The sequence below is a fragment of the Streptomyces sp. NPDC096205 genome (assembly GCF_044763135.1).
GTDB lineage: Bacteria > Actinomycetota > Actinomycetes > Streptomycetales > Streptomycetaceae > Streptomyces.
In genome coordinates this window covers 195,111-218,629 of record NZ_JBIWFS010000002.1, presented here as the reverse complement: position 1 = coordinate 218,629, position 23,519 = coordinate 195,111, and the positions used below count along the sequence as shown (strand labels likewise).

Below are 23,519 nucleotides of genomic sequence, written 5' to 3'. Positions count from 1 at the left end.
CACCCGTCCCCGAAGGCGGGGGCGGGTGCACGGCATCATGGCCGTGTGCGACTCGAAGCGATCACCTGGGAGCGGCTCGGCGACGCTCTGGCCGACCGTCTGCTCGATCTTGAGCCGGCCGACGGCAGCCCCTGGCCGCGCGTCGCCTTCGACGGCGCACCCGCGGCCCACCCCGGAGAGCTGGCCCAACGCGTGTCGGAGGCGCTTCGGCTGCGCGGCCGCCCCTCGCTCGTCGTGCCCGCGGAGGGCTTTCTGCGCCCCGCGTCGGTCCGCCTGGAGTACGGCCACCAGGACCTGGAGGCGTACTACGGAGGCTGGCTCGACACCGGGGCGCTGTGGCGCGAGGTGTTCGGGCCCCTCGAACCCGGCGGTGACGGACGGGTCCTGCCCGACCTGTGGGACCCGGTCACCGACCGCGCCACCCGCAGCCCCTACGTCCAACTCCCACAAGGGGCCGTGATGTTGCTGCATGGACCGCTCCTTCTGAAGAACTGGTTCCCCTTCGATCTGACCGTGCACGTCCTCCTCTCCCCGGGCGCCCTGCAGCGCCGCACCCCCGAAAGCGACCGCTGGACGCTCCCCGCCTTCGATCGCTACACCCAGGAGACCGACCCGGCCGGTGCCGCGGACGTCGTCGTGCGCGCCGACGACCCCCGCCATCCCGCGTGGAGCGGCTGACCACCCGACCCGCTCCCGACTTCACTCGCTGCCGCTTTGCGCGCTCCCGCCTCCACCGATCCCGACGTCGCCCGCTCTCCACTGCGCCCGCCCCGGCCGGGCTTACGGCGCACGCCGGCCGCGTGCCGCAAGGCTCCGGGTGCGGGGGTTCCGTGCCGCGGCGAGAATGAAGGGCGCCGGGACTAGCGGTGCGTCCTGCGCCGCGCCGGCCGTCCGGCATCGGGAGGTACTTTCATGACCACTGCCGGAGACATCATGCACCCCGGTGCACAGTGGATCCCCGCCCACGAGACCCTCGACCGCGCCGCGCAACTGATGCGCGAGCTCAACGTCGGAGCCCTGCCCATCAGCGACGAGAACGAGCGGCTCTGCGGCATCATCACCGACCGCGACATCGTCGTCGGCTGTGTGGCCATGGGACACGACCCCTCCAAGGTCACCTGCGGTGAGATGGCCCAGGGCACACCCCGCTGGATCGACGCGAACGCCGACATCGGTGAGGTGCTGCGGGAGATGGAGGACCATCAGATCCGCCGGCTTCCCGTCATCGAGAACAAGCGCCTCGTCGGCATGATCAGCGAGGCCGACCTGGTCCGGAGCCTGTCGGAGGACCAGATCGCGGAATGGACGGGACGGGTCTACGCGCGGACCTGACGCGTCACCGCGCCCCCGCCACACTCCGTCCCTTCGTTCTCCCTTCGCCTTCCTTCCGTCCCCGTCCGGTCCGTCGTGCCGGGCGGGGCGTCGGGTGTTGCGGGCCAGGACTCGGGTTCAGAGCCAGCCGTTGCGCCGGAAGCCGCGGTAGAGCGCCACACAGGCCAGGCCTATGACGCCGATGACCATGCCGTAGCCGTAGCGCCAGTGCAGTTCCGGCATGTGCTCGAAGTTCATGCCGTAGATCCCGCACACCATCGTCGGAACGGCGACGATGGCCGCCCATGCCGTGATCTTCCGCATGTCCTCGTTCTGCGCCACCGTCACCTGGGCGAGATGCGCCTGAAGGATCGAGTTGAGCAGCTCGTCGAACGACGCGATCTGTTCCGTCGCCCGTATGAGGTGGTCGGAGACGTCGCGGAAGTAGGCCTGTATCTCCGGGTCGACCACGCGCACCGGCCGGTCGGCGAGGTCGAGCAGCGGGCGGCCCAGCGGGACCACGGCCCGCTTCAGCTCCAGGAGTTCACGCTTGAGCTGGTAGATGCGGCCCGGGTCGGCCCGTGCGCCGTTCTCCGCGAAGACGTCCGTCTCCACCTGGTCGATGTCCAGTTGCACGGACTCGATGACATTGAGGTAGTCGTCGACCACATGGTCCGCGACCGCGTGCAGGACCGCGGAAGGCCCCTTGACGAGCTGGCCCGGGTCGGACTCCAGCTCCTCGCGCAGCGGGCCGAGCGAGCCGTGCCGGCCGTGCCGCACCGTGACGACGAAGTCATGACCGACGAAGACCATGATCTCGCCGGTGTCGACGACCTCGCTCGTCGCCGTCAACTCCTCGTGCTCGATGTAGCAGACGGTCTTGAACACGGCGAACAGCGTCTCGCCGTACCGCTCGACCTTCGGGCGCTGATGGGCCTCGATCGCGTCCTCGACGGCCAGCGGATGCAGGTCGAACAGCTCGGCCACGCCCGCGAACTCGCGGTTCGTCGGCTCATGCAGCCCCAGCCAGACGAAGCCGGAGCCGCTCTTGCGCACCCTCTTCACCGCGTCGGCCAGATCCCCGTCGACCGGAAGCCGGGCGCCGTCCTCGTACGCGATGCAGTTGACGACCGAGGAGCCCAGCGGGGACCGGGCGGGGTGACTCAGGTCGACCCGGCGCCGCCGTCGGGCCAGCCGCGCCACTCTGCGGAGGCCGTCGACCGTGCCGAGGCTTGTGACCTTCCGCAGATTCCCTGCCATGGACATCGGGACTCCTTGCGTGGTTCTCTTGCGCCGCCTTCCCGCGCCTTGTCGCGCCAGTTTGCCAGGAAGGGAAGAGCGGTGGGCCGGCCTGTGGATAGCGCGGATTCCGCTTTGTTCCCACCTGTGGACGACGGGGTGGGACGTGTCGAATTACCCTTCCGCCCCAAGCGTTGGCGGACTCCTGGAGCCTCCCCGAGCGTCGCCACATCATGACAACCGGGACAACTGGGATGATCGGGTCATGACGCGAACCGACGGACACCTGCTCGACGACCTCGATCACGAAGACCACGGCCGCCCCCCGTCCGACGAGCACCTCGACCAACGCGACCAACCCACCGAGCTCCTCGGCCATCTCTCCCCGCGCGAATCCCGCGAGCAGCTCCAACCCGATCCCCGCCAGGAGGAACTCGCCCGTCGGCGGGCCGACGCGGCGCAGTGGCGTGACGCGTTCGCCGCGCTCTACGACCCCGTGACGTTCCGCCACTTCGAGGCGTTCGGCGTCGGACCCGGCTGGCGCTGCTGGGAGGCCGGCGCGGGAGGGACCACCGTCGTCTCCTGGCTGGCCAAGAGGGTCGGGCCCACCGGCAAGGTCATCGCCACCGCCACGGACACGTCCTGGGCCGACTCGCCCGCCCGTCCGCCGGTCGAGCTGCGCGTCCACGACATCGCCGTGCAGGACCCGCCGGGGGAGGGGTTCGACCTTGTCCACGCCCGACTCGTCCTCGGCCGCGTGCCCGACCGGGAGCGAGCGCTGCGCGCCCTCGTCAAGGCCCTGAGGCCCGGTGGACGCCTTCTCGTCGAGGACACCGACGCCGCCCTGCAACCGCTGATCTGCCCCGACGAGTACGGCCCCGAGCAACAGTTGGCGAACCGGCTGCGGCATGCCGTGCGCACCGTCCTCGCCGACCACGGCGTCGACCTCGCCCACGGGCGCACCCTGCCGCGCCTGCTGCGCGCGGCCGGACTCCGTCAGGTCGAGGCGGACGCCGGTTTCCCGGTCACTTCCCGGGCCTGCGCCGGGCTGGAATCGGCGACGGTCCGTCAACTCCGCAGCCGGCTCGTCGCCACGGGCCTCGTGACGGACCACGACATCGACCGTCACCTGTCCCACATCTCCTCCGGCGAGATGGACCTGGCCGCACCCGCGCTGATCTCGGCGTGGGGCCGTAAGGCGTAAGGGGTGAACGGGGTCGGCGGGCGCGGGTGAGTCGTGTCTTCTCGCACGGTTCCCCGCGCCCCTGAGGGATGCGCACCGCAGGCGCCTGAAGGGGAACGGGGAAACCGTGCGACCCAGACAGCGGCCGCACGACAGCACGCGGGTCAGTCACCTCGGCCCCTCTCCGGCTCACGCCGACCGGTTCGCTCTGCGCGGCTCCGGCTCATGCCGGCCGGTTCCCTCGGCCCCTCTCCGGCTCATGCCGGCCGGTTCCCTCGGCCCCTCTCCGGCTCACGCCGGCCGGTTCCCTCTGCGCGGCTCCGGCTCATGCCGGCCGGTTCGCTCTGCGCGGCTCCGACTCACGCCAGCCGGTTCCCTCTGTCCCTCTCCAGCTCACGCCAGCCGGTTCCCTATGCGCCGCTCTGACTCACGCCGGCCAGGCCTCATCGCTTCTCTTCGCCCCAGGCCTCATGGCCTCTCTCCGCGCGCTGGTCGCCTCGGTGGCCGGCCGCCCACCCGCTCCACTGCCAGGGCCCCGGCCCGCGTGCCCTCCGTCGCCGCGTCCTCGGGCTCGGCGCCCTTGAGCAGCGCGGCGAGGAAGGCGCCGGTGAAGGCGTCGCCGGCGCCGGTGGTGTCGCGAGGCGTCGCCGGTGCGGCCGGGACCCGGGCGCACACGGTGCCCGACCGGGCGACCAGCGCACCGGCCGCACCCTGTTTGGCGACGACCAGCGGGACGCGACGGCTGAGCTCGGCCGCAGCGTCCCCGGCGTCCGTCAGACCTGTCAGCAGACACGCCTCGTCCCGGCTCGGCAGCAGGACGTCGACTCCTTCAACAAGGGCGAGGAAACGCTCCACGCCCAGCCCCTTCAGAAAACCCGCCGACGCCGGGTCCAGGCTGACCGGCACCCCCTGCGCGCGTGCCGACCGGACAGCCAGGGCCACCAGGGCGCGGCTCGGCTCCGAGAACAGCAGGTAGCCCGACAGATGCAGCCACGCGACGCCGTCCAGCAGTGCGTCCGACCAGTCCTCGAGCCCCAGCCGCAGGGACGCGCCGCTGTCGGTGAGGAAGGTGCGCTCCGCGGACGCCTCGCTGTCCACCAGGCACACCACCGTCCCGGTCGGCGCCTCCGGATCGACGACCAGCAGGGGCCGTACGCCGTCCGCAATCAGCTCCCGCTCGTGCCAGGCGACCGCGTCCGCGCCGACCCGCCCGAGCATGCGCACCTCGGCACATCCCCAGTGCGCGGCCCAGCAGGCCACGTTCGCCCCCGCCCCGCCCGGCACCAGGCGAATCGCGGCGGCCGTGTCCGTGCCCGACGCGAGGGGTCCGCGATGACGGGCGACGACGTCCGTGACCACATCCCCCGCCACCAGCAGCGCGCCGTTCCGCGGCCGGATCACTTCCCGGCCCAGGCCGCCGCGATCCGTGCGGCCAGCCGCACATTGCCGCGTACCGCCGCGAGATTGGCGCTCAGCGACGCACCGTCGGTGTGCCGCACGAGGTAGTCGAGCAGGAACGGCGTGACCGCCTGGCCGCTGATCCCCTCCGCCTCACACGCCTGCAACGCGTCGGCGAGCACGCGCGCGTGCAGCTCCGGATCCAGCTGCTCCGCCTCGGGAACAGGGTTGGCGACGATCAGCGCCGACTCCGCCGCACCGAGCGCGTCCTGCGCCGTCATGACCCCGGCCACCTGCTCGGGACCGTCCAGCGTCCACTCCATCGGATGCCCCGAGTCGGACAGATAGAAGCCGGGGAAGCGGTCCGTGCCGTATCCGGCCACGGCCACCCCCAGCGTCTCCAGCCGCTGCAGCGTCGCCGGCACGTCCAGGATCGACTTCACCCCCGCGCACACCACCGTGATCCGGGTGCGCGCCAGCAGACCCAGGTCGGCCGACTCGTCCTGGGTCACCGTCCACTCCCGGTGCACCCCGCCGAGCCCACCCGTCGCGAAGACCCGTATGCCCGCGAGTGCCGCCAGTGCCGCGGTCGCCGACACCGTCGTGGCGCCGCTCGCCCCCGACGCCATGGCCAGCGGCAGGTCCCTGTGGCCCAGCTTGCGGATCCCGTCCTCGTTGGCGATCCGCTCCAGCTGCTGCTTGTCCAGCCCGACCAGCGGCCGGCCGTCCAGCACCGCGATCGTCGCCGGTACGGCACCCTCCCGGCGTACGGCCGCCTCCAGCTCCAGCGCCACCTCCAGGTTGCGCGGACGTGGCAGCCCGTGCGCGATGATCGTGGACTCCAGAGCCACCACCGGACGGCGTTCTGCGACCGCCTCCCGCACCTCTTCCGACACCACCAGCACCACGCGCCCGCCTCCTGTCTGTCGGTTCTCCCTCATCTCTGGCGGCCCGCACCCCCGGTCAAACCCCCATCGCCTCAACCCCGCTTCTCGACGGCCACGTCCTGGAGGTACGGCACCACGACCGACCGCGCACTTCGGAGGACCGCGAGACCTCAGAACAGCGGCTGGGGGAGTACACCCTCCAGGGCGAGCAGCTTCCGCTTGGTCTCCAGGCCGCCGCCGAACCCGCCGAGGCCGCCGTCGCTCTCCACGACCCGATGGCAGGGCACCACCACAGGCAACGGGTTGGAGCCCATCGCGGCCCCCACCGCCTGCGCGGCGCCAGGCTGACCGACCCGCTCGGCCAGGTCGCCGTAGCCGACCACCGCGCCGTACGGGACCCCCGAGGCCAGCTCGCGCAGCACCTGCCGGTTGAAGCCGGAGATCAGCGACCAGTCCAACGGCAGCTCGAAGCCGTGCCGCTCGCCCGAGAAGTACGCCTGAAGCTGGCGTATCGCCTCGGCCAGCAGCGGGGAGCCGGGATCCTCCACCGGTTCGGCACCGAGCCGGGACGCCAGCCGCTCCAGCGCCTTCTCGCGCACCGCGTCGCCGGCGTGGAACACGACGTTGACCAGGCCCTCGCGGGTCGCCGCCAACAGCAGCGGGCCGATGTCGGTGCCGACGACGGCCCATACGACCTGGTGCTCGTACTGCCCATGGCTGTTCATGCGCCCACCGTACGACCCACCACTGACAACGCCCCGCCTCGCTCGGGCGGATACGGGATGGGCACACGTGGAACGGAGTCGTGGCGGGTGCTCACCCGGGCCGCACAAGTGGGGCGAGGCCGTGTTTCTTTGCCGGAAAATCGTTCGACCATTCCGGTGGGGGTCATACTCTCTGCACTCGACCTGACCGCCCGCGCGGTTCTGGGAGTACGCATTTCGGGAATTTGCGGGACGCAAAGGGCGGAAGGGCAGCCGCGCATGCAAGGCACGATCGACGGATTCAGCTATGGCCTGGTCACCCCGGTGGTGGCCTATCTGATGGCCTGCCTCGGCGGTGCCCTCGGCCTGCGCTGCACCACAAGATCCATGCTGGTCGCCCAGTCCTGGCGCCCCGGCTGGCTCGCCCTCGGCTCCGCGGCCATCGGCTCCGGCATATGGACCATGCACTTCATCGCCATGATGGGCTTCACGGTCGCGGAGGCCCCGATCCACTACGACCGGACCACGACCTACGCCAGCCTCGGCGTCGCCGTCGTCATGGTCGGCATCGGGATCTTCATCGTCGGCTACAAGGGCGCGCGCGGGGCGGCCCTGTTCACCGGCGGCACGATCACCGGGCTGGGTGTCGCCTCGATGCACTACCTGGGCATGGCCGGCATGCGCCTGGACGGACGACTGCAGTACAACACCTTCACCGTCGCCGCCTCCGTCGTCATAGCCATGGCCGCCGCCACCGCCGCGCTGTGGGCCGCAGGACAGGTCCGGGGCTTCGCCTGGAGCATCGGCGCCAGCCTCGTGATGGGCCTCGCCGTCAGCGGCATGCACTACACAGGTATGGCCGCGCTCAGCGTCCACCTGCACGGCACCGCCGCCTCGGGCACCGGCGAGTCGCCCGCGGCCCTGCTCGCCCCGATGCTGATCGGCCCGCTGGCCTTCCTGTGCCTGGCCGGCGTCGTCGTGCTGTTCGACCCGCTCATGGTCATGGGCCGCACCCACTGGCCCCGCGTCGAGCAGAAGCCCGGCGTCCCTGCCCGCACCCCCGCCGAGCCCTCCGCCCGCCGCGGCACGCCCATGTCGACCCGCGGGCCGCAGAGCCGCTAGACCGGCCTTCGCGCAGCACCGCCGGCCGACCCCGCCCCCACCGAACTGCCCGCCACGGCTCGTCCCCACCCTCGCGGAACCCCTGATCGTGCCCCGTTGTCAGTGGTGGGTCGTACGGTGGATCCATGCGGCCCGTTTCCCACATCGAACGCACGGTGGCGCCCTTCGAGGTCGTCAGCCCCTACCAGCCCAGCGGCGACCAGCCGACGGCCATCGCCGACCTGGCCAAGCGCATCCAGGCCGGTGAGAAGGACGTCGTCCTGCTGGGCGCGACCGGCACCGGCAAGTCCGCCACCACCGCGTGGATGATCGAGAAGCTCCAGCGCCCCACGCTTGTGATGGCGCCGAACAAGACGCTGGCCGCCCAGCTGGCGAACGAGTTCCGCGAGCTGCTCCCGAACAACGCGGTCGAATACTTCGTCTCGTACTACGACTACTACCAGCCCGAGGCGTACGTCCCGCAGTCGGACACCTACATCGAGAAGGACTCCTCCATCAACGAGGAGGTCGAGCGCCTCAGGCACTCCGCGACCAACTCGCTGCTCACCCGCCGTGACGTCGTCGTGGTCGCCTCGGTCTCCTGCATCTACGGCCTGGGCACCCCCCAGGAGTACGTGGACCGCATGGTCCCGCTCCGCGTCGGCGACGAGATCGACCGCGACCAGCTGCTGCGCCGCTTCGTGGACATCCAGTACACGCGCAACGACATGGCCTTCAGCCGCGGCACCTTCCGGGTGCGCGGCGACACCATCGAGATCTTCCCGGTCTACGAGGAGCTCGCCGTCCGCATCGAGATGTTCGGCGACGAGATCGAGGCGCTGTCCACGCTGCATCCGCTCACCGGCGAGATCATCAGCGAGGACCAGCAGCTGTACGTCTTCCCGGCCTCCCACTACGTCGCCGGCCCCGAGCGCATGGAGCGGGCCGTCAACGACATCGAGAAGGAGCTCGGCGAGCGGCTGGCCGAGCTCGAGAAGCAGGGCAAGCTCCTGGAGGCCCAGCGCCTGCGGATGCGCACCACCTACGACATCGAGATGCTCCGCCAGATCGGCACCTGCTCCGGCGTGGAGAACTACTCGATGCACTTCGACGGCCGCCTGCCCGGTTCCCCGCCGAACACCCTGCTGGACTACTTCCCGGACGACTTCCTCCTGGTCATCGACGAGTCGCATGTGACCGTGCCGCAGATCGGAGCCATGTACGAGGGCGACGCCTCCCGCAAGCGCACCCTCGTCGAGCACGGCTTCCGGCTGCCCTCCGCCCTGGACAACCGCCCGCTGAAGTGGGAGGAGTTCCAGGAGCGCATCGGGCAGACCGTCTACCTGTCCGCGACGCCCGGCCAGTACGAGCTCTCCCGCGGGGACGGCGTCGTCGAGCAGATCATCCGCCCCACCGGTCTGATCGACCCCGAGGTCGTCGTCAAGCCCACCGAGGGACAGATCGACGACCTGGTGCACGAGATCCGCACCCGCGTGGAGAAGGACGAGCGCGTCCTGGTCACCACCCTCACCAAGAAGATGGCCGAGGACCTCACCGACTACTTCCTGGAACTCGGTATCCAGGTCCGCTACCTGCACAGCGACGTCGACACGCTGCGCCGCGTGGAGCTGCTGCGCGAGCTGCGCAGCGGCGAGTTCGACGTCCTGGTCGGCATCAACCTGCTGCGTGAGGGACTCGACCTGCCCGAGGTCTCCCTGGTGGCCATCCTGGACGCCGACAAGGAGGGCTTCCTGCGCTCCGGCACCTCCCTGATCCAAACCATCGGCCGCGCGGCGCGCAATGTCTCCGGCCAGGTCCATATGTACGCCGACAAGATCACCCCGGCGATGGAGAAGGCCATCGACGAGACCAACCGCCGCCGGGAGAAGCAGGTCGCCTACAACAAGGCCAACGGCATCGACCCGCAGCCACTGCGCAAGAAGATCAACGACATCGTCGCGCAGATCGCCCGCGAGGACGTCGACACCGAGCAGCTCCTCGGCAGCGGCTACCGGGCCAAGAAGGACGGCCGGGGCACCAAGGCGCCGGTGCCCTCGCTCGCCGAGCACTCGGCCAAGGGCGCGAAGGCCGCCAAGCCGGCCAAGGGCGCCAAGAGCAAGGCCAAGGAGACGGTGCCGACGGACCGGCCCGCCGCCGAACTCGCCGAGCAGATCGAGGAGATGACCGCGCGGATGCGGGCCGCCGCCGCGGACCTCCAGTTCGAGATCGCGGCCCGGCTGCGCGACGAGGTGTCCGAGATGAAGAAGGAACTGCGCCAGATGCGCGAGGCGGGCATCGCCTGACGGGACCGGTGGGGCGCCGGCCGGACCTGTGACCGGCGCCCGAGCCGTCATGTCGTACGCGCTGTGTTGCAAGACCGACACAAAGCCGGGGGCGGGGGTCGGCAGTGTCAGTGCCTCTGCGTAGGGTTTCGATCAGCCGCGTACATCGCGGCAACAGGGGACTGTTCGAGAGGGGAATCAGCGCGTGACCGTCAACATGACCAAGGGTCAGGCCATCAGTCTGCAGAAGAACGACGGCGGCAGCCTGACCGCGGTGCGCATGGGTCTCGGCTGGCAGGCGGCCCCCCGGCGTGGCCTGTTCGGCTCGCGGACGCGGGAGATCGACCTGGACGCCTCCGCGGTCCTGTTCGCCGACAAGCAGCCGGTGGACGTCGTCTTCTTCCGCCACCTGGTGAGCGACGACGGCTCGGTGCGGCACACCGGTGACAACCTGGTCGGCGGTGTCGGCCAGGGCGGCGACGACGAGGCCATCCTCGTCGACCTGCAGCGTGTCCCGGTCCACATCGACCAGATCGTCTTCACCGTGAACTCCTTCACGGGCCAGACGTTCCAGGAGGTGCAGAACGCGTTCTGCCGTCTGGTCGACGAGACCAACGGCCAGGAGCTGGCCCGCTACACCCTCGCCGGTGGCGGCGCCTACACCGCCCAGATCATGGCCAAGGTGCACCGCAACGGCCCCGGCTGGACGATGACGGCCCTGGGCTCCCCGGCCAACGGCCGCACCTTCCAGGACCTGATGCCGGCCATCCTGCCGACCCTGTAGGACCAGGCCACCCGGCGGCACATCACATCACCACGAGCGACACAGAGCGACACAGGGGGACGAAGGCGATGACGGCCGAGCTGGTGCGGGGGCAGAATCACCCGCTCTCCGAGACCCGTCTAGAGATCCGGGTCTCGGCCGGCAAGCCGATCGTGGCCGGCGCCACGCTGAGCGACGAGCACGGCAAGGTGCACGGCGTCGAGTGGGTCGCCCACCCCGGCGCGCCCACGCTGCCGGGGCTCGAAGTCTCCCGGCAGGCCGCCGCCGAGCACCGCCTGGCGGTGGACCTCGACGCTCTGCAGGACGCCGTCCACCGTGTCAACGTCCTGCTTGCTCTTCCGACGGAGGGGGTGGGCCCGGTCCGCTTCGGCGCCCTGGCCGCCCCGTTCGTCGCTGTCACCGGCCTCGACGGCACCGAGGTCGCCACCTTCACGCTCACCGGCCTCGATGCCGAGTCGGCGGTCGTCGCCCTGGAGCTCTACCGCCGGCAGGGCGCGTGGAAGGTGCGCGCCGTCGGCCAGGGCTACGCGGGCGGCCTCGCCGAACTCCTCGCCGACCAGGGCCTGCCCGAGGCACACCAGCTCGCGAGCACGATCAACGACGCCGTGGCCCAGGGCGTGGCCCGCTCCGTGGCTGCACCCCCGCAGCGCACGGCGGACGGCGACCGGGCCCACCAGCCGGCAGCCCCGGCACCGGCCGCCGACCCGAGCGGCACGCAGGGCAGCGGCGCGAGCCCGCAGCCCGGATCCTCGTACGGCGGCGCGACCCTGCCTGCCGATTCCTCGTACGGCGGCGCCACTGCGCCCCCCGGCTCCTCGTACGGCGGTGCGAGCCCGCAGCCAGGGTCTCCTTACGGCGATCCGAGCCCGCACAGCGGCCAGGCGGCCCTGCCGCACACCCAGCCTCCGCAGTCCGGGCACGGCACGCAGACGCCGCCCCCGGGCCAGGCGCCTCAGACCGGCGCGGGCCAGAGCGGTGGAGCGGTCCCGGGCGACGCCTCCGCGGCCACGCAGCCCTCTATGCCGAGCTCAGGCGGGCCGATCGACTACCACCACCCGCGCAGGCAGCACGCGGCCCCGCCGCCGCCCCCGCCCACCGCGCCGCCGGCCCAGCCCGGACAGCCGGCCACTCCGGTGGCGGGTGACGCCAGCGGCTGGTCCATGGACGAGCGGCTGTACAACCAGGTGTGGGGCATGTTCGAGGACCTGGCCCGCACCACAGCCTCGTACCGCAGCGCCGTCGACTTCGCCGACTCCCGCATGGAGAAGGAACTCGACCAGGTGCTGTCGGACCCCCGGTCCCGGGTCGGCGGACAGGGCGACGCCGCGCGCGAGGCCGCCCGGGCCAAGCACGCCCAGCTCGTCGACCAGGCCCGCCAGGCGCTGGACCGCGATCTCGTCCAGCTGACCGCCGAGTCGGACGTCGTCGAGCCCGCGCTGCCGGCCGCGTACGCCCGCTGGGACAACCCCGTCTGGCACGGCTACCGCGTGCCGATGGAGATGCCGATGGCAGTGCGCCTGGGCGACCTCCATCTGCCGGAGTGCCCCGAGCTGCGCATACCGATGCTGGTGCGGCTGCCGCTGGAGCGCGGTCTGTGGATCGACAGCGGACGCGCGGGAGCGGGGGACGGCTCCTTCGCCGATGCCCATGACCTGCGGCGACTCGGGATGGAGACGGCCGTGGCCCATGTGGCCCGGCTGCTGGCCGTGCATCCGGCAGGCGAGTTCACGGTGCATGTCATCGACCCGGCCGGTGCCGCGGCCCAGCCGCTCGCCCCGCTCGTGCAGACCGGCGTGCTGGCGGGCCCGCCCGCCCTCGGCGCCGCCGGGGGCACGGACGTGCTGGCCCGGCTCACGCAGCGGGTCGACCTGGTGCAGATGGCGGTGCGCGGGGGAGCGGCCGACGCGCTGCCGCCGGGCTTCGACACCTCGCAGCAACTGCTGGTGGTCAACGACTTCCCGCACGGCTTCGACGACCGGGCCGTCACCCAGCTGCGCTATCTGGCGGACGAGGGTCCGGCCGTCGGCGTCCACCTCATGATGGTCGCCGACCGCGAGGACTCGACGGCCTACGGTCCGTTGCTGGACCCGCTGTGGCGTTCGCTGATGCGACTGACGCCCCTGCCCGACGACCATCTGGCCGACCCGTGGGTCGGGCACTGCTGGACGTACGAGCCGCCGCTGGTGCCGTCCGGCAGCCAGGTGCTGCAGCAGGTGCTCACCCAGGTCGCCACGGCCCGGCGATCCCTGAATCGCTGACTCGACCAAGCACAGGTAAAGCCTCACTGACCAGCGCACTTGTCCTTTCCTTTACCTTGCTCTTTACCTTTCCTTGGTGGTTGGGGTACTCTTTTCCGTACGGAGGGGAGTACTCCCTACCAACTGCGGCGACCCCGTCAATACGGATCAGGCCAGATCCCGGGGCGTCGGCCCGAGCTCTTGCGGAGCCCCCGGGTGGAAGAGACCTCCGGCAGCGACGACGCTGACTGAACTGTTTGCCGTTACGTACTGCCGGAGGCGCAGTGGATGTTTCCCTGACCCTGTGGGTCCTGACGATCGTGGGCCTCGCCGCCCTGATCGCGGTCGATTTCTTCATCGGCCGCAAGCCCCATGACGTGTCCATCAAGGAAGCCGGAATCTGGACGGTCGTCTGGATCGCCCTGGCCGGTCTCTTCGGACTCGGCCTGCTGCTCTTCGGTGGCGGACAGCCCGCCGGTGAGTTCTTCGCCGGCTTCATCACCGAGAAGTCGCTCAGTGTCGACAACCTCTTCGTCTTCGTCCTGATCATGGCGAAGTTCGCGGTGCCCTCGCAGTACCAGCAGCGAGTGCTGCTGGTCGGCGTCCTGATAGCCCTGGTCCTGCGAGCGATCTTCATCGCCGCCGGAGCCGCGATCATCGCCAGCTTCTCGTGGGTGTTCTACCTCTTCGGCGCCTTCCTGATCTGGACCGCCTGGAAGCTCATCCAGGAGGCCCGAGCGGAGGAGCAGGACGAGGAGTTCGAGGAGAACAAGCTGCTCAAGGCCGCCGAGCGCCGCTTCGGTGTGGCCGACCGCTACCACGGCACCAAGCTGTGGATCCAGCAGAACGGCAAGCGGGTCATGACCCCGATGCTGGTCGTGATGCTCGCCATCGGCTCCACCGATGTGCTGTTCGCCCTCGACTCGATCCCCGCGATCTTCGGCCTGACGCAGGACCCGTACATCGTCTTCACCGCCAACGCGTTCGCCCTGATGGGTCTGCGGCAGCTGTACTTCCTCATCGGCGGTCTGCTGAAGAAGCTGGTCCACCTGTCGTACGGCCTGTCGATCATCCTGGGCTTCATCGGCGTCAAGCTCGTACTGCACGCGCTGCACGAGTCCGGCGTCCATGTCCCGGAGATCAGCATCCCCGTCTCGCTCGGCGTGATCTGCGTGGTCCTGATCGTCACCACGATCACCAGCCTGATGGCGTCGAAGAAGCAGGCCTCGGTCGAGGCGGCGCGCGGCGGAGGCGAAGGCGCTCCGAAGGACAGCGCCGACGTCTGACCACGCCGGACGTACGACCAACAAGCACCGGGAGGGAACCGTCTCGCATTGCCGAGCGCCTCTCCCGGTGCTTGCTTGGGAGCCGAGGGCGATCCCGGCCCAGGGGAACGCCACGGCCGCTGAGAGGCAGTCATGAAGTTCGCACAGATCATCGACTTCGAGACCGAGCGCATGGACGAGATGGAGCAGCTGCTCCTGGAGGCCAGAGAGCGCGGGTCCGGCGGGACGGGCGACGGCCCCACCCACCGCATCCTCCTGAAGGACCGGGACAACCCGAACCGCTACCTGGCGGTGATCGAGTTCGAGTCCTACGAAGGGGCCATGCGCAACAGCGACGCCCCGGAGACCACCAAGTTCGCCGAACAGCTGGCCGCCATGTGCACCAGGGCGCCCCGCTTCACCAACTGCGACCTGCTGGACTCCAGCGACCTCGGGTAGCCGCGAGGACCGCAGGGGCGCACATGCCGGTGCGTCCCGCGAACGGCCGCCCGCATCAGGCCGGAGTGCGGGGCCCGTTCACCTTTGGGAGGATCACCGCATGATCGTCAGGCTCCGGTCGCTCGTGGCTCGTTGGACGTCCCTCGTGCCGGCGCTCGCGGTGGTCCTTCTGATCTTCACCTGGGGGCGGGATCTGCCCGGCGCGGTCGTCGCGCTTGTGACCGTGGTCCTCGCCGGAGCCGTGCTGGCCGCCGTGCACCATGCCGAGGTGGTCGCCCACCGGGTCGGCGAACCCTTCGGCTCGCTGGTCCTGGCCGTCGCCGTGACCGTCATCGAGGTCGCCCTCATCGTCACCCTGATGGCGGACGGCGGCGACAAGAGTTCCACCCTCGCGAGAGACACCGTCTTCGCCGCCGTGATGATCACCTGCAACGGCATCGTCGGCATCTGCCTGCTGGTGTCCTCGCTGCGCCACGGCACAGCCGTGTTCAACCCCGAGGGCACCGGTGCCGCGCTGGCCACGGTCGCGACCCTGGCCACGCTCAGCCTGGTGCTGCCGACCTTCACCACCAGCAAGCCCGGCCCTGAGTTCTCGGCCGTGCAGCTCACCTTCGCCGCACTGTCGTCGCTGGTCCTGTACGGACTCTTCGTGGCGACCCAGACCGTCCGCCACCGCGACTACTTCCTGCCGATCACCCGGCAGGGCGAGGTGATCACCACCGAGGACCACGCCTCCGCACCCTCCGCGCGGACCGCGCTGCTCAGCCTGGGGCTGCTCGGACTGGCCCTGGTCGGTGTGGTCGGACTCGCCAAGGGGGTGTCGCCGACCATCGAGTCCGGCGTGGAGGCGGCCGACCTGCCGCATGCCGTGGTCGGTGTGATCATCGCCCTGCTCGTGCTGCTCCCCGAGACCATCGCGGCCCTGCGGTCGGCGCGCCGGGACCGTGTCCAGACCAGCCTCAACCTCGCGCTCGGCTCCGCCATGGCCAGCATCGGCCTGACCATCCCCGCGGTCGCCCTGGCGACGGTGTGGCTCTCCGGCCCGCTCGTCCTCGGCCTCGGCGCCACCCACATGGTGCTGCTCGCCCTGACCGTGGTGGTCGCCTCGCTCACGGTGGTGCCGGGCCGGGCCACACCGCTGCAGGGCGGAGTGCACCTGGTGCTGTTCGCGGCGTACCTGGAGCTGGCGCTCAACCCGTAGGCGATGAACCGCCGGTCGCAACCCTCGCCAGTCACCCCGCAGGGACGGCATCCGCCCGCACCTCCACCGGCCGTGTCTCCGGCAGCAGCGCGAAGCAGCCGAGGCTCAGCAGCGCGATGACCGTCAGGTAGGCGGCCACGCCCCACGGCACCCGGCCGCCCTGCTCGGCGAGGGCCGTCGCCACGATCGGCGTGAGGGCACCGCCGAGAACGCCGCCGAGGTTGTAGCCGACGGCCGCGCCCGTGCACCGTACCCGCGGCTCGTACAGCTCCGGCAGATACGCCGCGATGACCGCGAACATGGTGATGAAGGCCAGCAATGCGCCCAGGAACCCGAGGAACATCAGCAGCGGTTCCCCGGTCGACAGCAGCGCCACCATCGGGAACATCCACACGGCCGCCGCCGCACAGCCGGTCAGGCACATCGGCCGCCGCCCGAACCGGTCGCCCAGCACCGCGGCGAACGGCGTGACCGCCCCCTTCACCACCACCGCGGCCATGATGCAGGCCAGCATGACGGCACGGCTCACCCCGAGCCGCTCGGTGGCGTACGCCAGGGACCAGGTCGTCACGGCGTAGAAGATCGCGTACCCGACGGCGAGGCCGCCGGCTGTCAGCAGCACCAGCCGCCAGTGGTCGCGCACCACCTCGGCGAGCGGCACGCGCGCGTGGTCGTCGAGCTCCAGGAAGCTGGGGCTCTCGGCCAGCGACGAGCGCAGCCACAGCCCCACCAGGGCCAGCACCCCGGCCGCCCAGAACGGCACCCGCCAGCCCCACTGCGCGAACTGCGCCTCGGACAGCGAGGCGGCCAGCGCCAGCGTCACGCCGTTGGCGAGGACGAAGCCCACCGCGGGCCCCACCTGAGGGAAGCTCGACCACAGCCCGCGCCGCTCGGCCGGGGCGTGCTCGGCGGTCAGCAGCACCGCCCCGCCCCACTCCCCACCGAGCCCCAGCCCCTGCAGAAAGCGCAACACCAGCAGCAGCACGGGCGCGGCCACACCGATGGTGTCGTACGTCGGGACACAGCCGACCGCGACGGTCGACGCGCCGGTCAGCAGCAGCGAGACGACGAGGACCGGCCGTCTGCCGTGCCGGTCCCCGATGTGCCCGAACAGCACCGAGCCGAGCGGCCGCGCGACGAAACCCACGCCGAACGTCCCGAAGGCGGCGAGCGTCCCGGCCACCGGCGAGAAGGTCGGGAAGAACAGGGGCCCCAGGACGAGCGCCGCGGCCGTCCCGTAGACGAAGAAGTCGTAGAACTCGATGGCCGTCCCGGCGAGCGAGGCGGCGGCGAGCCGCAGCATGCTGGGCGCCCTTACGGTGCGTACGTCGTGCATGCCGCGTCAACTACCCACGGTGACCGCTGGTTACGGGGGCGCACAGGCGGACGGCGCACGCCTCAGTAGGTGACGGTGATGCGCCGGGCCGGCCCGTCCACGCGGATGACGCCGCCGTACGGCAGGACGAGCTGCGGGTCGGTATGGCCGAAGTCCACGTCGAAGACGATCGGGGTGTTGGGGGCATACATGCGCATGGCTCGCAGCACGGCCTCACGCTGCTCGGCGGCGTAACGGGCGGCCTCCTCCGGGCTGTTGGGCTGCTCGAGGGACCACGTCCTGGCCCGCCCCATCAGCAGCGCCGAGAAGCGGTTCAGCAGCCCGCGCTCGCCCATGCCGCGCAGGACGTAGAAGACCTCCGTGGCGCTCGGCATGTCCTCCGAGGTCTCCAGGAGCAGCACGCCACCGTCGTAGTGCCCGAGATCGGGTGCGATCTCGCGGTTCGCCATCAGCAGCCAGGCGACGATCTCCAGACAGCCGCCCCAACTGCGGCCCTCCACCACGCGGTCGGCGTTCACCCACGTCCAGCCGCTGCCGGGCCGCATCTCGGGCTCCGACTCGAAGGTCGCCGGGTCCGCCCAGTCGCCGTTCACATCGCCCCAGCGCTCGGCGGGCTTCAGTTCGTACGGACCGGAGCCGAACAGCGCGGCCCGCAGGGACTCCGCGGTCAGCGGGTTCATCGCGCCCGGCCGGCCCAGCTCGCACATCACGCTCGCGCCGTGGTAGCCGACGATGCCGGTGTTGTACAGGTAGGCGAGCAGGTTGGTGTTGTCGCTGTATCCGAAGAACGGCTTGGGGTTCGCCCGGATCAGTTCCCGGTCCAGGTGCGGCAGTACGGTGATCTGGTCGTCGCCGCCGATCGACGCGATGACCGCCTTGATGTCCGGATCGGCGAAGGCGGCGTGGAGGTCGTCGGCGCGTTCCTGGGGTGTGGCGCCCATCTTCCGGGTCGTCGGGTACTCGACCGGTTCGAGTCCGAAGTCCCTGCGCAGCCGCTCCAGGCCGAGTTCGTACGGCCTCGGGAACAGCTCCGGCAGCCCGGCGGAGGGGGAGACGACGGCGACACGGTCGCCCGGTACGGGCTTCGGCGGATACACAGGCGTGTTCATGACGGGAGGCTACGGGCGGACGCGGCGTACGCGCACCGTGATAAACCGGGTCCGAACAGCGGTCCGCCACGGGCCGCCCCACCCCCGACCTGACCGGAGGAAGCCGTGCCCCGCACCCTGGCCAACGCCCCGATCATGATCCTCAACGGCCCCAACCTGAACCTGCTCGGGCAGCGCCAGCCGGAGATCTACGGCTCCGACACCCTCGCCGACGTCGAGGCGATGTGCGCCAAGGCGGCGGCCGCGCACGGCGGCACGGTCGACCTGCGCCAGTCCAACCACGAGGGCGAGCTGGTCGACTGGATCCACGAGGCCCGGCTGAACCACTGCGGCATCGTCATCAACCCCGGCGCCTACTCGCACACCTCGGTCGCCATCCTGGACGCGCTCAACACCTGCGACGGCATGCCGGTGATCGAGGTCCACATCTCCAACATCCACCAGCGCGAGTCGTTCCGGCACCACTCCTACGTCTCCCTGCGCGCCGACGGCGTCATCGCGGGCTGCGGGGTGCAGGGGTACGTGTTCGGCGTGGAGCGGGTCGCGGCGCTGGTGGGAACGGCACGGGCGGACGCGTAAGGACTGAGCCGACGGCCGACGTGCGGACCGCTGCAGGGATCGCTGTAAGGCCCGATCTCCTGGGCGTGCGCTCCTTACAGCCGCCCCGCCCGCTTACAGCCGCCCGCCTGCCTACAACCGCCCCGCCTCCACGATCCGCCGCAGGAACTGCCGCGTGCGCTCCTGCTGCGGATCGCCGAAGATCTGCTCCGCGGTGCCCTGCTCGAGCACCACCCCAGCGTCCAGAAAACAAACCTGGTCGGCGACCTCCCGCGCGAACGCCATCTCGTGCGTGGCGAGCACCATCGTCATGCCGTCGTCCTTCAGATCGCGCACGACGGACAGCACCTCACCCACCAACTCCGGGTCCAGCGCCGCGGTGATCTCGTCGAGCAGCAGCAGCCGGGGGCGTACGGCCAGGGCGCGCACGATGGCCACGCGCTGCTGCTGGCCGCCGCTGAGCCGGTCCGGGTACTCGCCCGCCCGCGCCCCGAGCCCGAGCCGCTCCAGCAGCTCACGCGCGTGTGCCTCGGCCTCGGCGCGGGAGACGCCGTGCACCCGGCGCGGGGCCAAAGTGATGTTGTCCAGGACCGTCATGTGCGGGAAGAGGTTGTACGCCTGGAAGACCACGCCGATACGGCGCCGTACCGCGTCCTGGTCGACGCGTGGGTCGGTGATCTCCTCGCCGTCCAGCCAGATCGCGCCGTCGTCGATGTCCTCCAGCAGGTTGGCGCACTTCAGCAGCGTGGACTTGCCGGAACCCGAGGCGCCGATCAGCGCGGTGACGGTGTGCGGGGCGACCTCCAGATCGACGTTGCGCAGCACGACCGAGTCGCCGAACGTCTTGCGCACGGACTCCATGCGCAGCACGGGAGCGGTGTCGTTCACAGGGTGCCTCCCTGGGCGCGGCGGCGGTCCATCCGGGCCGTCACCCAGTCGGTGAAGCGGGTCATCGGGATGGTCAGCGCCACGAAGACGAGACCCGCGACGATGTACGGCGTGTAGTTGAGGCTGCGGCCCACGATGATGTCGGCGGCCCGTACGGCGTCCACCGCGCCGCCGATGGACACCAGGCCGGTGTCCTTCTGCAGCGACACCAGGTCGTTCAGCAGCGGCGGCACCTGGCGGCGCACGGCCTGGGGGAGCACCACATGGCGCAGCGCCTGACGGTTGGTGAGGCCCAGCGAGCGGGCCGCCGCCCGCTGGGAGGGATGCACGGACTCGATGCCCGCGCGGAACACCTCGGCGACGTACGCGGAGTACGTCAGCGTCAGTGCCGTACCGCCCAGCACCACCGGGTCCACGGTCACGCCCTGCAGCCGCAGGGCGGGCACGCCGAGCACCACGATCATCAGGTTGATGATCAGCGGCAGCCCCCGGAAGAAGTCGGTGTAGGCGGCGGCCAGGGCGCGCAGCGGGAAGAACACCGGGCCGCGCAGGGTGCGGGCGACGGCGATCAGCATGCCGAGGACCAACACCGCGGCGCCGCAGATCAGCAGCAGCCGTACGTTGAGCCACAGCCCTTCGAGGACCTTGGGCAGCGCCTCGCGCGCGTAACCCCAGTCGAAGAACGTCTCCTTGGTGCGCGGCCAGCCGGGCGCGCTCACCACCACCAGGTACAGGACGACGCCCGTGACCAGGGTCGACAGTGCGGCGATCGCGGTGGCCCGCCGCGCGCGGGTGCGTTTGTAGCGCTCGCGGTCGAGACGGCGCTGCGAGGGGACGTACCCGTCGTCCGCCCCTGCTGCTCCTGCCGTGCCGTCGGGCATGTCGCCCTTGTCGTCCGCGCTCTCCCGGCCCGACTCGCCCTTGGTGACGGTCACTTCAGCACCGGGGCGTCGACGGCGTCGGAGAGCCACTCCTGCTCGATCCGGGCCAGCGTGCCGTCCTTGCGTAGGGCGTCGACGGCGTCCGACACGCACGCGGTGAGGGCGCTGCCCTTGTCGAGGACGAGGCCGAACTGCTCGGGCGTACCGCCCTGGTTCTCGAACTGGCCGACGATCCGGGCGTCCGTCACCTCGGCCGCGGTGATGTAGAACGCGGTCGGCAGGTCGACCACGATGGCGTCGACCTGGCCGTTCTTCAGGGCGGACTTGGCCTGGTCGTTCTTGGCGAACGCCGCGGCGTCCTGCTCGGGCTTCACGACGTCGTCGATGTAGTTCAGGCTCGTGGTGCCGACCTGGGCACCCAGCTTGACCTTCCTGAGGTCCGCGATGCTCTTCGCCTTGGCGGCCTCGGAGTCCTTCAGCGCGATGACGGCCTGACGGACGTCGTAGTAGCCGGTCGAGAAGTCGACGGCCTTGCGGCGCTCGTCGCTGATGGAGACCTGGTTGATGTCGAAGTCGAAGGTCTTCGCACCGGGCGCGAAGGCCTTGTTGAAGGGAACCTTCTGCCAGACCACGGCGTTCTTGTCGTAGCCGAGACGCTCGGCGACGGCGTAGGCGACCGCCGACTCGAAGCCCTTGCCGTTGGACGGCTCGCCGTCCTTGAACCACGGCTCGTAGGCCGGCTCGTCGGTGGCGATGGTCAGCTTGCCCGAGGTCTCCGTGGCCAACTCGCCCTTCGCGCAGGCGCCGGCGGCCGATCCCGACGGCTGGTCCGACGCCGTCTCCTCCGGCTGCGGGGCACAGCCGACGGCGGTGGCGAGCAGGGCTATGGTCGCGGTGGCTACGGCGCGGCGCAGCGCGCTGGGGGCGAGATGCATGGCGGGAGAGTGGCAGCGAACCGCGCGTTTGTCGAGGTCACACGGGCGTTTGTCCGCATAGTGGGAACGGGTGTTGCGGTTTCGTGAACGCCGCGTTCGCCTGGGCCGCCGGCCGAGGGCGGGGTTCGGAAGACCGGCGGCCCCTGCCGCGCCGGAGCCGTCGTCCCGCGCGGGGCGACTTCCAGTTGACCGCGCGGTCCTCCGTGCCGGGAGCGCGCGCGTGGCCCCGGCGCGTGCACCTGGTTCACACGGGGCGCGTGTTGAGCATCGCGCGCCCCCTTGAAGGCGCGGCTCACCACCCGCGCGCGTGCCACTCCGGCAGATGCGGGCGCTCGGCGCCGAGCGTGGTGTCGTTGCCGTGCCCCGGGTAGACCCAGGTCTCGTCGGGGAGCACGTCGAAGATCTTCGTCTCCACGTCACGGATCAGGCGCGCGAACGCCTGGGCGTCCTTGCGGGTGTTGCCCACGCCGCCGGGGAACAGGCAGTCCCCGGTGAAGACATGGGGATGGCCGTGCGGGTCGTCGTAGACGAGGGCGATCGAGCCGGGCGTGTGACCGACCAGGTGGCGCGCGGTCAGTTCCACGCGTCCTACGCGGATGGTGTCGCCGTCGTCGACCAGTACGTCGGTCGGTACGGGGATGCCGTCGGCGTCGTCCCGGCCGGCGTAGGTGCGGGCGCCGGTGGCCGCGACGACCGCGGCGAGCGCCTGCCAGTGGTCGCCGTGCTGGTGGGTGGTGACGACCGACGCGATCCCGTCGTCACCGATCATCCCGAGCAGCGCGTCCGCGTCGTTGGCCGCGTCGATCAGCAGCTGCTCGTCCGTGGCCCGACAGCGCAGCAGATAGGCGTTGTTGTCCATCGGGCCGACCGCGATCTTGGTGATCATCAGGTCCTTCAGCTCGTGCACGTCCGCCGGGCCGCCGACCGTCACCTGTCCGCTGTACGTCATGGCGGCAGCCTATCGCCGCGAGTCCGGGCGGGCCCGTGGAGGTGGAGGGGGCGGGGCGGACCCGCGAAGGGGCGGGAGCCGCCCCTTGCTGCCAGGGCGGCACTCCGCCTCAGGTCCCCTTCGCTACAGCGGCGGCAGCTTGGGCAGTGCGTCGCCCTTCACCGCCAGGGACGTACCGTCGCGGCGGCCGGCGAGCCAGCCGAGGAGGTCTGCGGGGGTGCCGGTGACGGTCACCTCGGGCCGGTCGGAGTCCTGGCCGGTGTGCCACACGCGTGTGCCGTCGGTCAGCCGGGTCGGGGGTACGCCGGCGCCGCCGGAGAACCGGGTGGCGAGGAAGTCGATGTAGCGCTCCGTGAAGTCGGCCGGTACGTCCTCCAGCTCGTAGCCGATGCCGAGGTCGACGTGGTGCAGCTCGACCTCGGCCCACCGCCGGAACGGCACCCGGGATGCCGAGTCCGTGACGCCGTTGCGCAGCTCCACCGTGCGTGACCAGTCGGCGGGAGCCTCGCCCGTCGCACGGAAGCGGGCCGCGCTGTCGCGCAGGTCGGAGAGGTGCGCGTCCAGCGGGCGCGGTGCGTCCCGCTCGATGTCGCCGTCGCGGGCCTCGGCGGAGGCGTACATGGGACGGCCCTCCAGGACGTTGACGAGAGCGTCCGCGTTGCGCGCCAGGTGGGCGAGCACATGGCCCCGGCTCCAGCCGGGCAGGCGTGACGGTTCGGCCACAGCGGCGTTGTCCAGCCCGGCGACCGCGGTGAGGAGCCGCTCGGTCGCATCCTGTACAGAGGCCAGGTCATGAGCGTGATCAATCATGC

At 71.0% G+C, this 23,519-nt stretch carries 22 protein-coding genes; 11 read left to right on the top strand and 11 right to left on the bottom strand.

Annotated features, from left to right (window positions below; all coding sequences use genetic code 11):
• Positions 1-45: 45 nt before the first annotated feature.
• Together ACIQ6Y_RS07405 and ACIQ6Y_RS07400 are read left to right on the top strand one after the other, a co-directional pair.
• Positions 46-678, top strand: coding sequence for a uridine kinase (locus ACIQ6Y_RS07405; protein ID WP_404034116.1), 633 nt, complete (start codon positions 46-48; stop codon positions 676-678).
• Between the two features lie 234 nt (positions 679-912).
• A complete protein-coding gene (locus tag ACIQ6Y_RS07400) occupies positions 913-1,332 on the top strand; it encodes a CBS domain-containing protein (RefSeq protein WP_404034114.1) in 420 nt (139 codons plus the stop codon).
• A 117-nt stretch (positions 1,333-1,449) separates the two neighbouring features.
• Here ACIQ6Y_RS07400 and ACIQ6Y_RS07395 read toward each other — a convergent pair whose 3' ends face one another.
• A complete protein-coding gene (locus ACIQ6Y_RS07395; protein ID WP_404034112.1) occupies positions 1,450-2,577 on the bottom strand; it encodes a magnesium and cobalt transport protein CorA in 1,128 nt (375 codons plus the stop codon).
• 238 nt (positions 2,578-2,815) lie between these two features.
• Here ACIQ6Y_RS07395 and ACIQ6Y_RS07390 point away from each other — a divergent pair, with 238 nt between their 5' ends.
• Positions 2,816-3,754, top strand: coding sequence for a methyltransferase domain-containing protein (locus ACIQ6Y_RS07390; RefSeq protein WP_404034111.1), 939 nt, complete (start codon positions 2,816-2,818; stop codon positions 3,752-3,754).
• A 447-nt stretch (positions 3,755-4,201) separates the two neighbouring features.
• Here ACIQ6Y_RS07390 and ACIQ6Y_RS07385 read toward each other — a convergent pair whose 3' ends face one another.
• The 3 genes from ACIQ6Y_RS07385 to ACIQ6Y_RS07375 all read right to left on the bottom strand — a co-directional run bounded on the left by ACIQ6Y_RS07385 (position 4,202) and on the right by ACIQ6Y_RS07375 (position 6,743).
• Positions 4,202-5,134 (bottom strand): carbohydrate kinase family protein, encoded by a 933-nt coding sequence (locus ACIQ6Y_RS07385; protein ID WP_404034109.1) that lies wholly within the window; start codon positions 5,132-5,134, stop codon positions 4,202-4,204.
• Complete coding sequence (locus tag ACIQ6Y_RS07380; protein WP_404036322.1) at positions 5,131-6,036, bottom strand: pseudouridine-5'-phosphate glycosidase; 906 nt, start codon at positions 6,034-6,036, stop codon at positions 5,131-5,133. The genes ACIQ6Y_RS07385 and ACIQ6Y_RS07380 overlap by 4 nt, the downstream gene beginning before the upstream one ends.
• Before the next feature lie 152 nt (positions 6,037-6,188).
• Positions 6,189-6,743, bottom strand: a complete 555-nt coding sequence (locus ACIQ6Y_RS07375; protein ID WP_404034107.1) for a methylated-DNA--[protein]-cysteine S-methyltransferase — start codon at positions 6,741-6,743, stop codon at positions 6,189-6,191.
• A 258-nt stretch (positions 6,744-7,001) separates the two neighbouring features.
• Here ACIQ6Y_RS07375 and ACIQ6Y_RS07370 point away from each other — a divergent pair, with 258 nt between their 5' ends.
• The 7 genes from ACIQ6Y_RS07370 (at position 7,002) to ACIQ6Y_RS07340 (ending at position 16,051) form a co-directional block, all read left to right on the top strand.
• Positions 7,002-7,844 carry an MHYT domain-containing protein gene (locus ACIQ6Y_RS07370; RefSeq protein WP_404034105.1) on the top strand — a complete coding sequence of 281 codons (843 nt, stop codon included), beginning with the start codon at positions 7,002-7,004 and terminating at the stop codon, positions 7,842-7,844.
• A gap of 125 nt (positions 7,845-7,969) precedes the next feature.
• On the top strand, positions 7,970-10,126 hold the full coding sequence (gene uvrB, locus ACIQ6Y_RS07365; RefSeq protein WP_404034103.1) for an excinuclease ABC subunit UvrB: 2,157 nt from the start codon (positions 7,970-7,972) through the stop codon (positions 10,124-10,126).
• Positions 10,127-10,310: 184 nt separating this feature from the next.
• Positions 10,311-10,889 carry a TerD family protein gene (locus ACIQ6Y_RS07360; protein WP_404034101.1) on the top strand — a complete coding sequence of 193 codons (579 nt, stop codon included), beginning with the start codon at positions 10,311-10,313 and terminating at the stop codon, positions 10,887-10,889.
• Positions 10,890-10,957: 68 nt separating this feature from the next.
• Positions 10,958-13,147, top strand: coding sequence for a TerD family protein (locus ACIQ6Y_RS07355; protein WP_404034099.1), 2,190 nt, complete (start codon positions 10,958-10,960; stop codon positions 13,145-13,147).
• A gap of 263 nt (positions 13,148-13,410) precedes the next feature.
• Positions 13,411-14,412, top strand: a complete 1,002-nt coding sequence (locus ACIQ6Y_RS07350; protein ID WP_404034097.1) for a TerC/Alx family metal homeostasis membrane protein — start codon at positions 13,411-13,413, stop codon at positions 14,410-14,412.
• Positions 14,413-14,544: 132 nt separating this feature from the next.
• Positions 14,545-14,850 (top strand): hypothetical protein, encoded by a 306-nt coding sequence (locus ACIQ6Y_RS07345; RefSeq protein ID WP_404034095.1) that lies wholly within the window; start codon positions 14,545-14,547, stop codon positions 14,848-14,850.
• A gap of 100 nt (positions 14,851-14,950) precedes the next feature.
• A complete protein-coding gene (locus ACIQ6Y_RS07340; protein WP_404034093.1) occupies positions 14,951-16,051 on the top strand; it encodes a calcium:proton antiporter in 1,101 nt (366 codons plus the stop codon).
• Between the two features lie 31 nt (positions 16,052-16,082).
• Here the strand turns inward: ACIQ6Y_RS07340 and ACIQ6Y_RS07335 are convergent, their stop codons facing one another.
• Positions 16,083-17,387 (bottom strand): MFS transporter, encoded by a 1,305-nt coding sequence (locus tag ACIQ6Y_RS07335; protein WP_404034091.1) that lies wholly within the window; start codon positions 17,385-17,387, stop codon positions 16,083-16,085.
• Between the two features lie 62 nt (positions 17,388-17,449).
• On the bottom strand, positions 17,450-18,496 hold the full coding sequence (locus tag ACIQ6Y_RS07330; RefSeq protein ID WP_404034089.1) for a S66 peptidase family protein: 1,047 nt from the start codon (positions 18,494-18,496) through the stop codon (positions 17,450-17,452).
• 105 nt (positions 18,497-18,601) lie between these two features.
• Between ACIQ6Y_RS07330 and aroQ the strand changes: the two genes are divergently transcribed.
• Positions 18,602-19,075, top strand: a complete 474-nt coding sequence (aroQ, locus tag ACIQ6Y_RS07325; RefSeq protein ID WP_404034087.1) for a type II 3-dehydroquinate dehydratase — start codon at positions 18,602-18,604, stop codon at positions 19,073-19,075.
• A gap of 111 nt (positions 19,076-19,186) precedes the next feature.
• Here aroQ and ACIQ6Y_RS07320 read toward each other — a convergent pair whose 3' ends face one another.
• The 5 genes from ACIQ6Y_RS07320 to ACIQ6Y_RS07300 form a co-directional block, all read right to left on the bottom strand.
• Positions 19,187-19,915, bottom strand: a complete 729-nt coding sequence (locus ACIQ6Y_RS07320; RefSeq protein ID WP_404036319.1) for an amino acid ABC transporter ATP-binding protein — start codon at positions 19,913-19,915, stop codon at positions 19,187-19,189.
• 23 nt (positions 19,916-19,938) lie between these two features.
• Positions 19,939-20,877 (bottom strand): amino acid ABC transporter permease, encoded by a 939-nt coding sequence (locus ACIQ6Y_RS07315; protein ID WP_404034085.1) that lies wholly within the window; start codon positions 20,875-20,877, stop codon positions 19,939-19,941.
• Positions 20,874-21,758, bottom strand: a complete 885-nt coding sequence (locus ACIQ6Y_RS07310) for an ABC transporter substrate-binding protein (protein WP_404034083.1) — start codon at positions 21,756-21,758, stop codon at positions 20,874-20,876. The genes ACIQ6Y_RS07315 and ACIQ6Y_RS07310 overlap by 4 nt, the downstream gene beginning before the upstream one ends.
• Before the next feature lie 292 nt (positions 21,759-22,050).
• Complete coding sequence (locus ACIQ6Y_RS07305; protein WP_404034081.1) at positions 22,051-22,707, bottom strand: MBL fold metallo-hydrolase; 657 nt, start codon at positions 22,705-22,707, stop codon at positions 22,051-22,053.
• Positions 22,708-22,830: 123 nt separating this feature from the next.
• A complete protein-coding gene (locus tag ACIQ6Y_RS07300; protein ID WP_404034079.1) occupies positions 22,831-23,517 on the bottom strand; it encodes a maleylpyruvate isomerase family mycothiol-dependent enzyme in 687 nt (228 codons plus the stop codon).
• Positions 23,518-23,519: the final 2 nt, after the last annotated feature.

Excerpts from the sequence above, each read along its gene's own strand:
- ACIQ6Y_RS07400 (WP_404034114.1), top strand. The coding sequence starts at position 913 with ATGACCACTGCCGGAGACATCATGCACCCCGGTGCACAGTGGATCCCC.
- ACIQ6Y_RS07395 (WP_404034112.1), bottom strand. The coding sequence starts at position 2,577 with ATGTCCATGGCAGGGAATCTGCGGAAGGTCACAAGCCTCGGCACGGTC.
- ACIQ6Y_RS07390 (WP_404034111.1), top strand. The coding sequence starts at position 2,816 with ATGACGCGAACCGACGGACACCTGCTCGACGACCTCGATCACGAAGAC.
- ACIQ6Y_RS07375 (WP_404034107.1), bottom strand. The coding sequence starts at position 6,743 with ATGAACAGCCATGGGCAGTACGAGCACCAGGTCGTATGGGCCGTCGTC.
- ACIQ6Y_RS07370 (WP_404034105.1), top strand. The coding sequence starts at position 7,002 with ATGCAAGGCACGATCGACGGATTCAGCTATGGCCTGGTCACCCCGGTG.
- uvrB (WP_404034103.1), top strand. The coding sequence starts at position 7,970 with ATGCGGCCCGTTTCCCACATCGAACGCACGGTGGCGCCCTTCGAGGTC.
- ACIQ6Y_RS07355 (WP_404034099.1), top strand. The coding sequence starts at position 10,958 with ATGACGGCCGAGCTGGTGCGGGGGCAGAATCACCCGCTCTCCGAGACC.
- ACIQ6Y_RS07345 (WP_404034095.1), top strand. The coding sequence starts at position 14,545 with ATGAAGTTCGCACAGATCATCGACTTCGAGACCGAGCGCATGGACGAG.
- ACIQ6Y_RS07340 (WP_404034093.1), top strand. The coding sequence starts at position 14,951 with ATGATCGTCAGGCTCCGGTCGCTCGTGGCTCGTTGGACGTCCCTCGTG.
- ACIQ6Y_RS07335 (WP_404034091.1), bottom strand. The coding sequence starts at position 17,387 with ATGCACGACGTACGCACCGTAAGGGCGCCCAGCATGCTGCGGCTCGCC.
- ACIQ6Y_RS07330 (WP_404034089.1), bottom strand. The coding sequence starts at position 18,496 with ATGAACACGCCTGTGTATCCGCCGAAGCCCGTACCGGGCGACCGTGTC.
- ACIQ6Y_RS07320 (WP_404036319.1), bottom strand. The coding sequence starts at position 19,915 with ATGGAGTCCGTGCGCAAGACGTTCGGCGACTCGGTCGTGCTGCGCAAC.
- ACIQ6Y_RS07310 (WP_404034083.1), bottom strand. The coding sequence starts at position 21,758 with ATGCATCTCGCCCCCAGCGCGCTGCGCCGCGCCGTAGCCACCGCGACC.
- ACIQ6Y_RS07305 (WP_404034081.1), bottom strand. The coding sequence starts at position 22,707 with ATGACGTACAGCGGACAGGTGACGGTCGGCGGCCCGGCGGACGTGCAC.
- ACIQ6Y_RS07300 (WP_404034079.1), bottom strand. The coding sequence starts at position 23,517 with ATGATTGATCACGCTCATGACCTGGCCTCTGTACAGGATGCGACCGAG.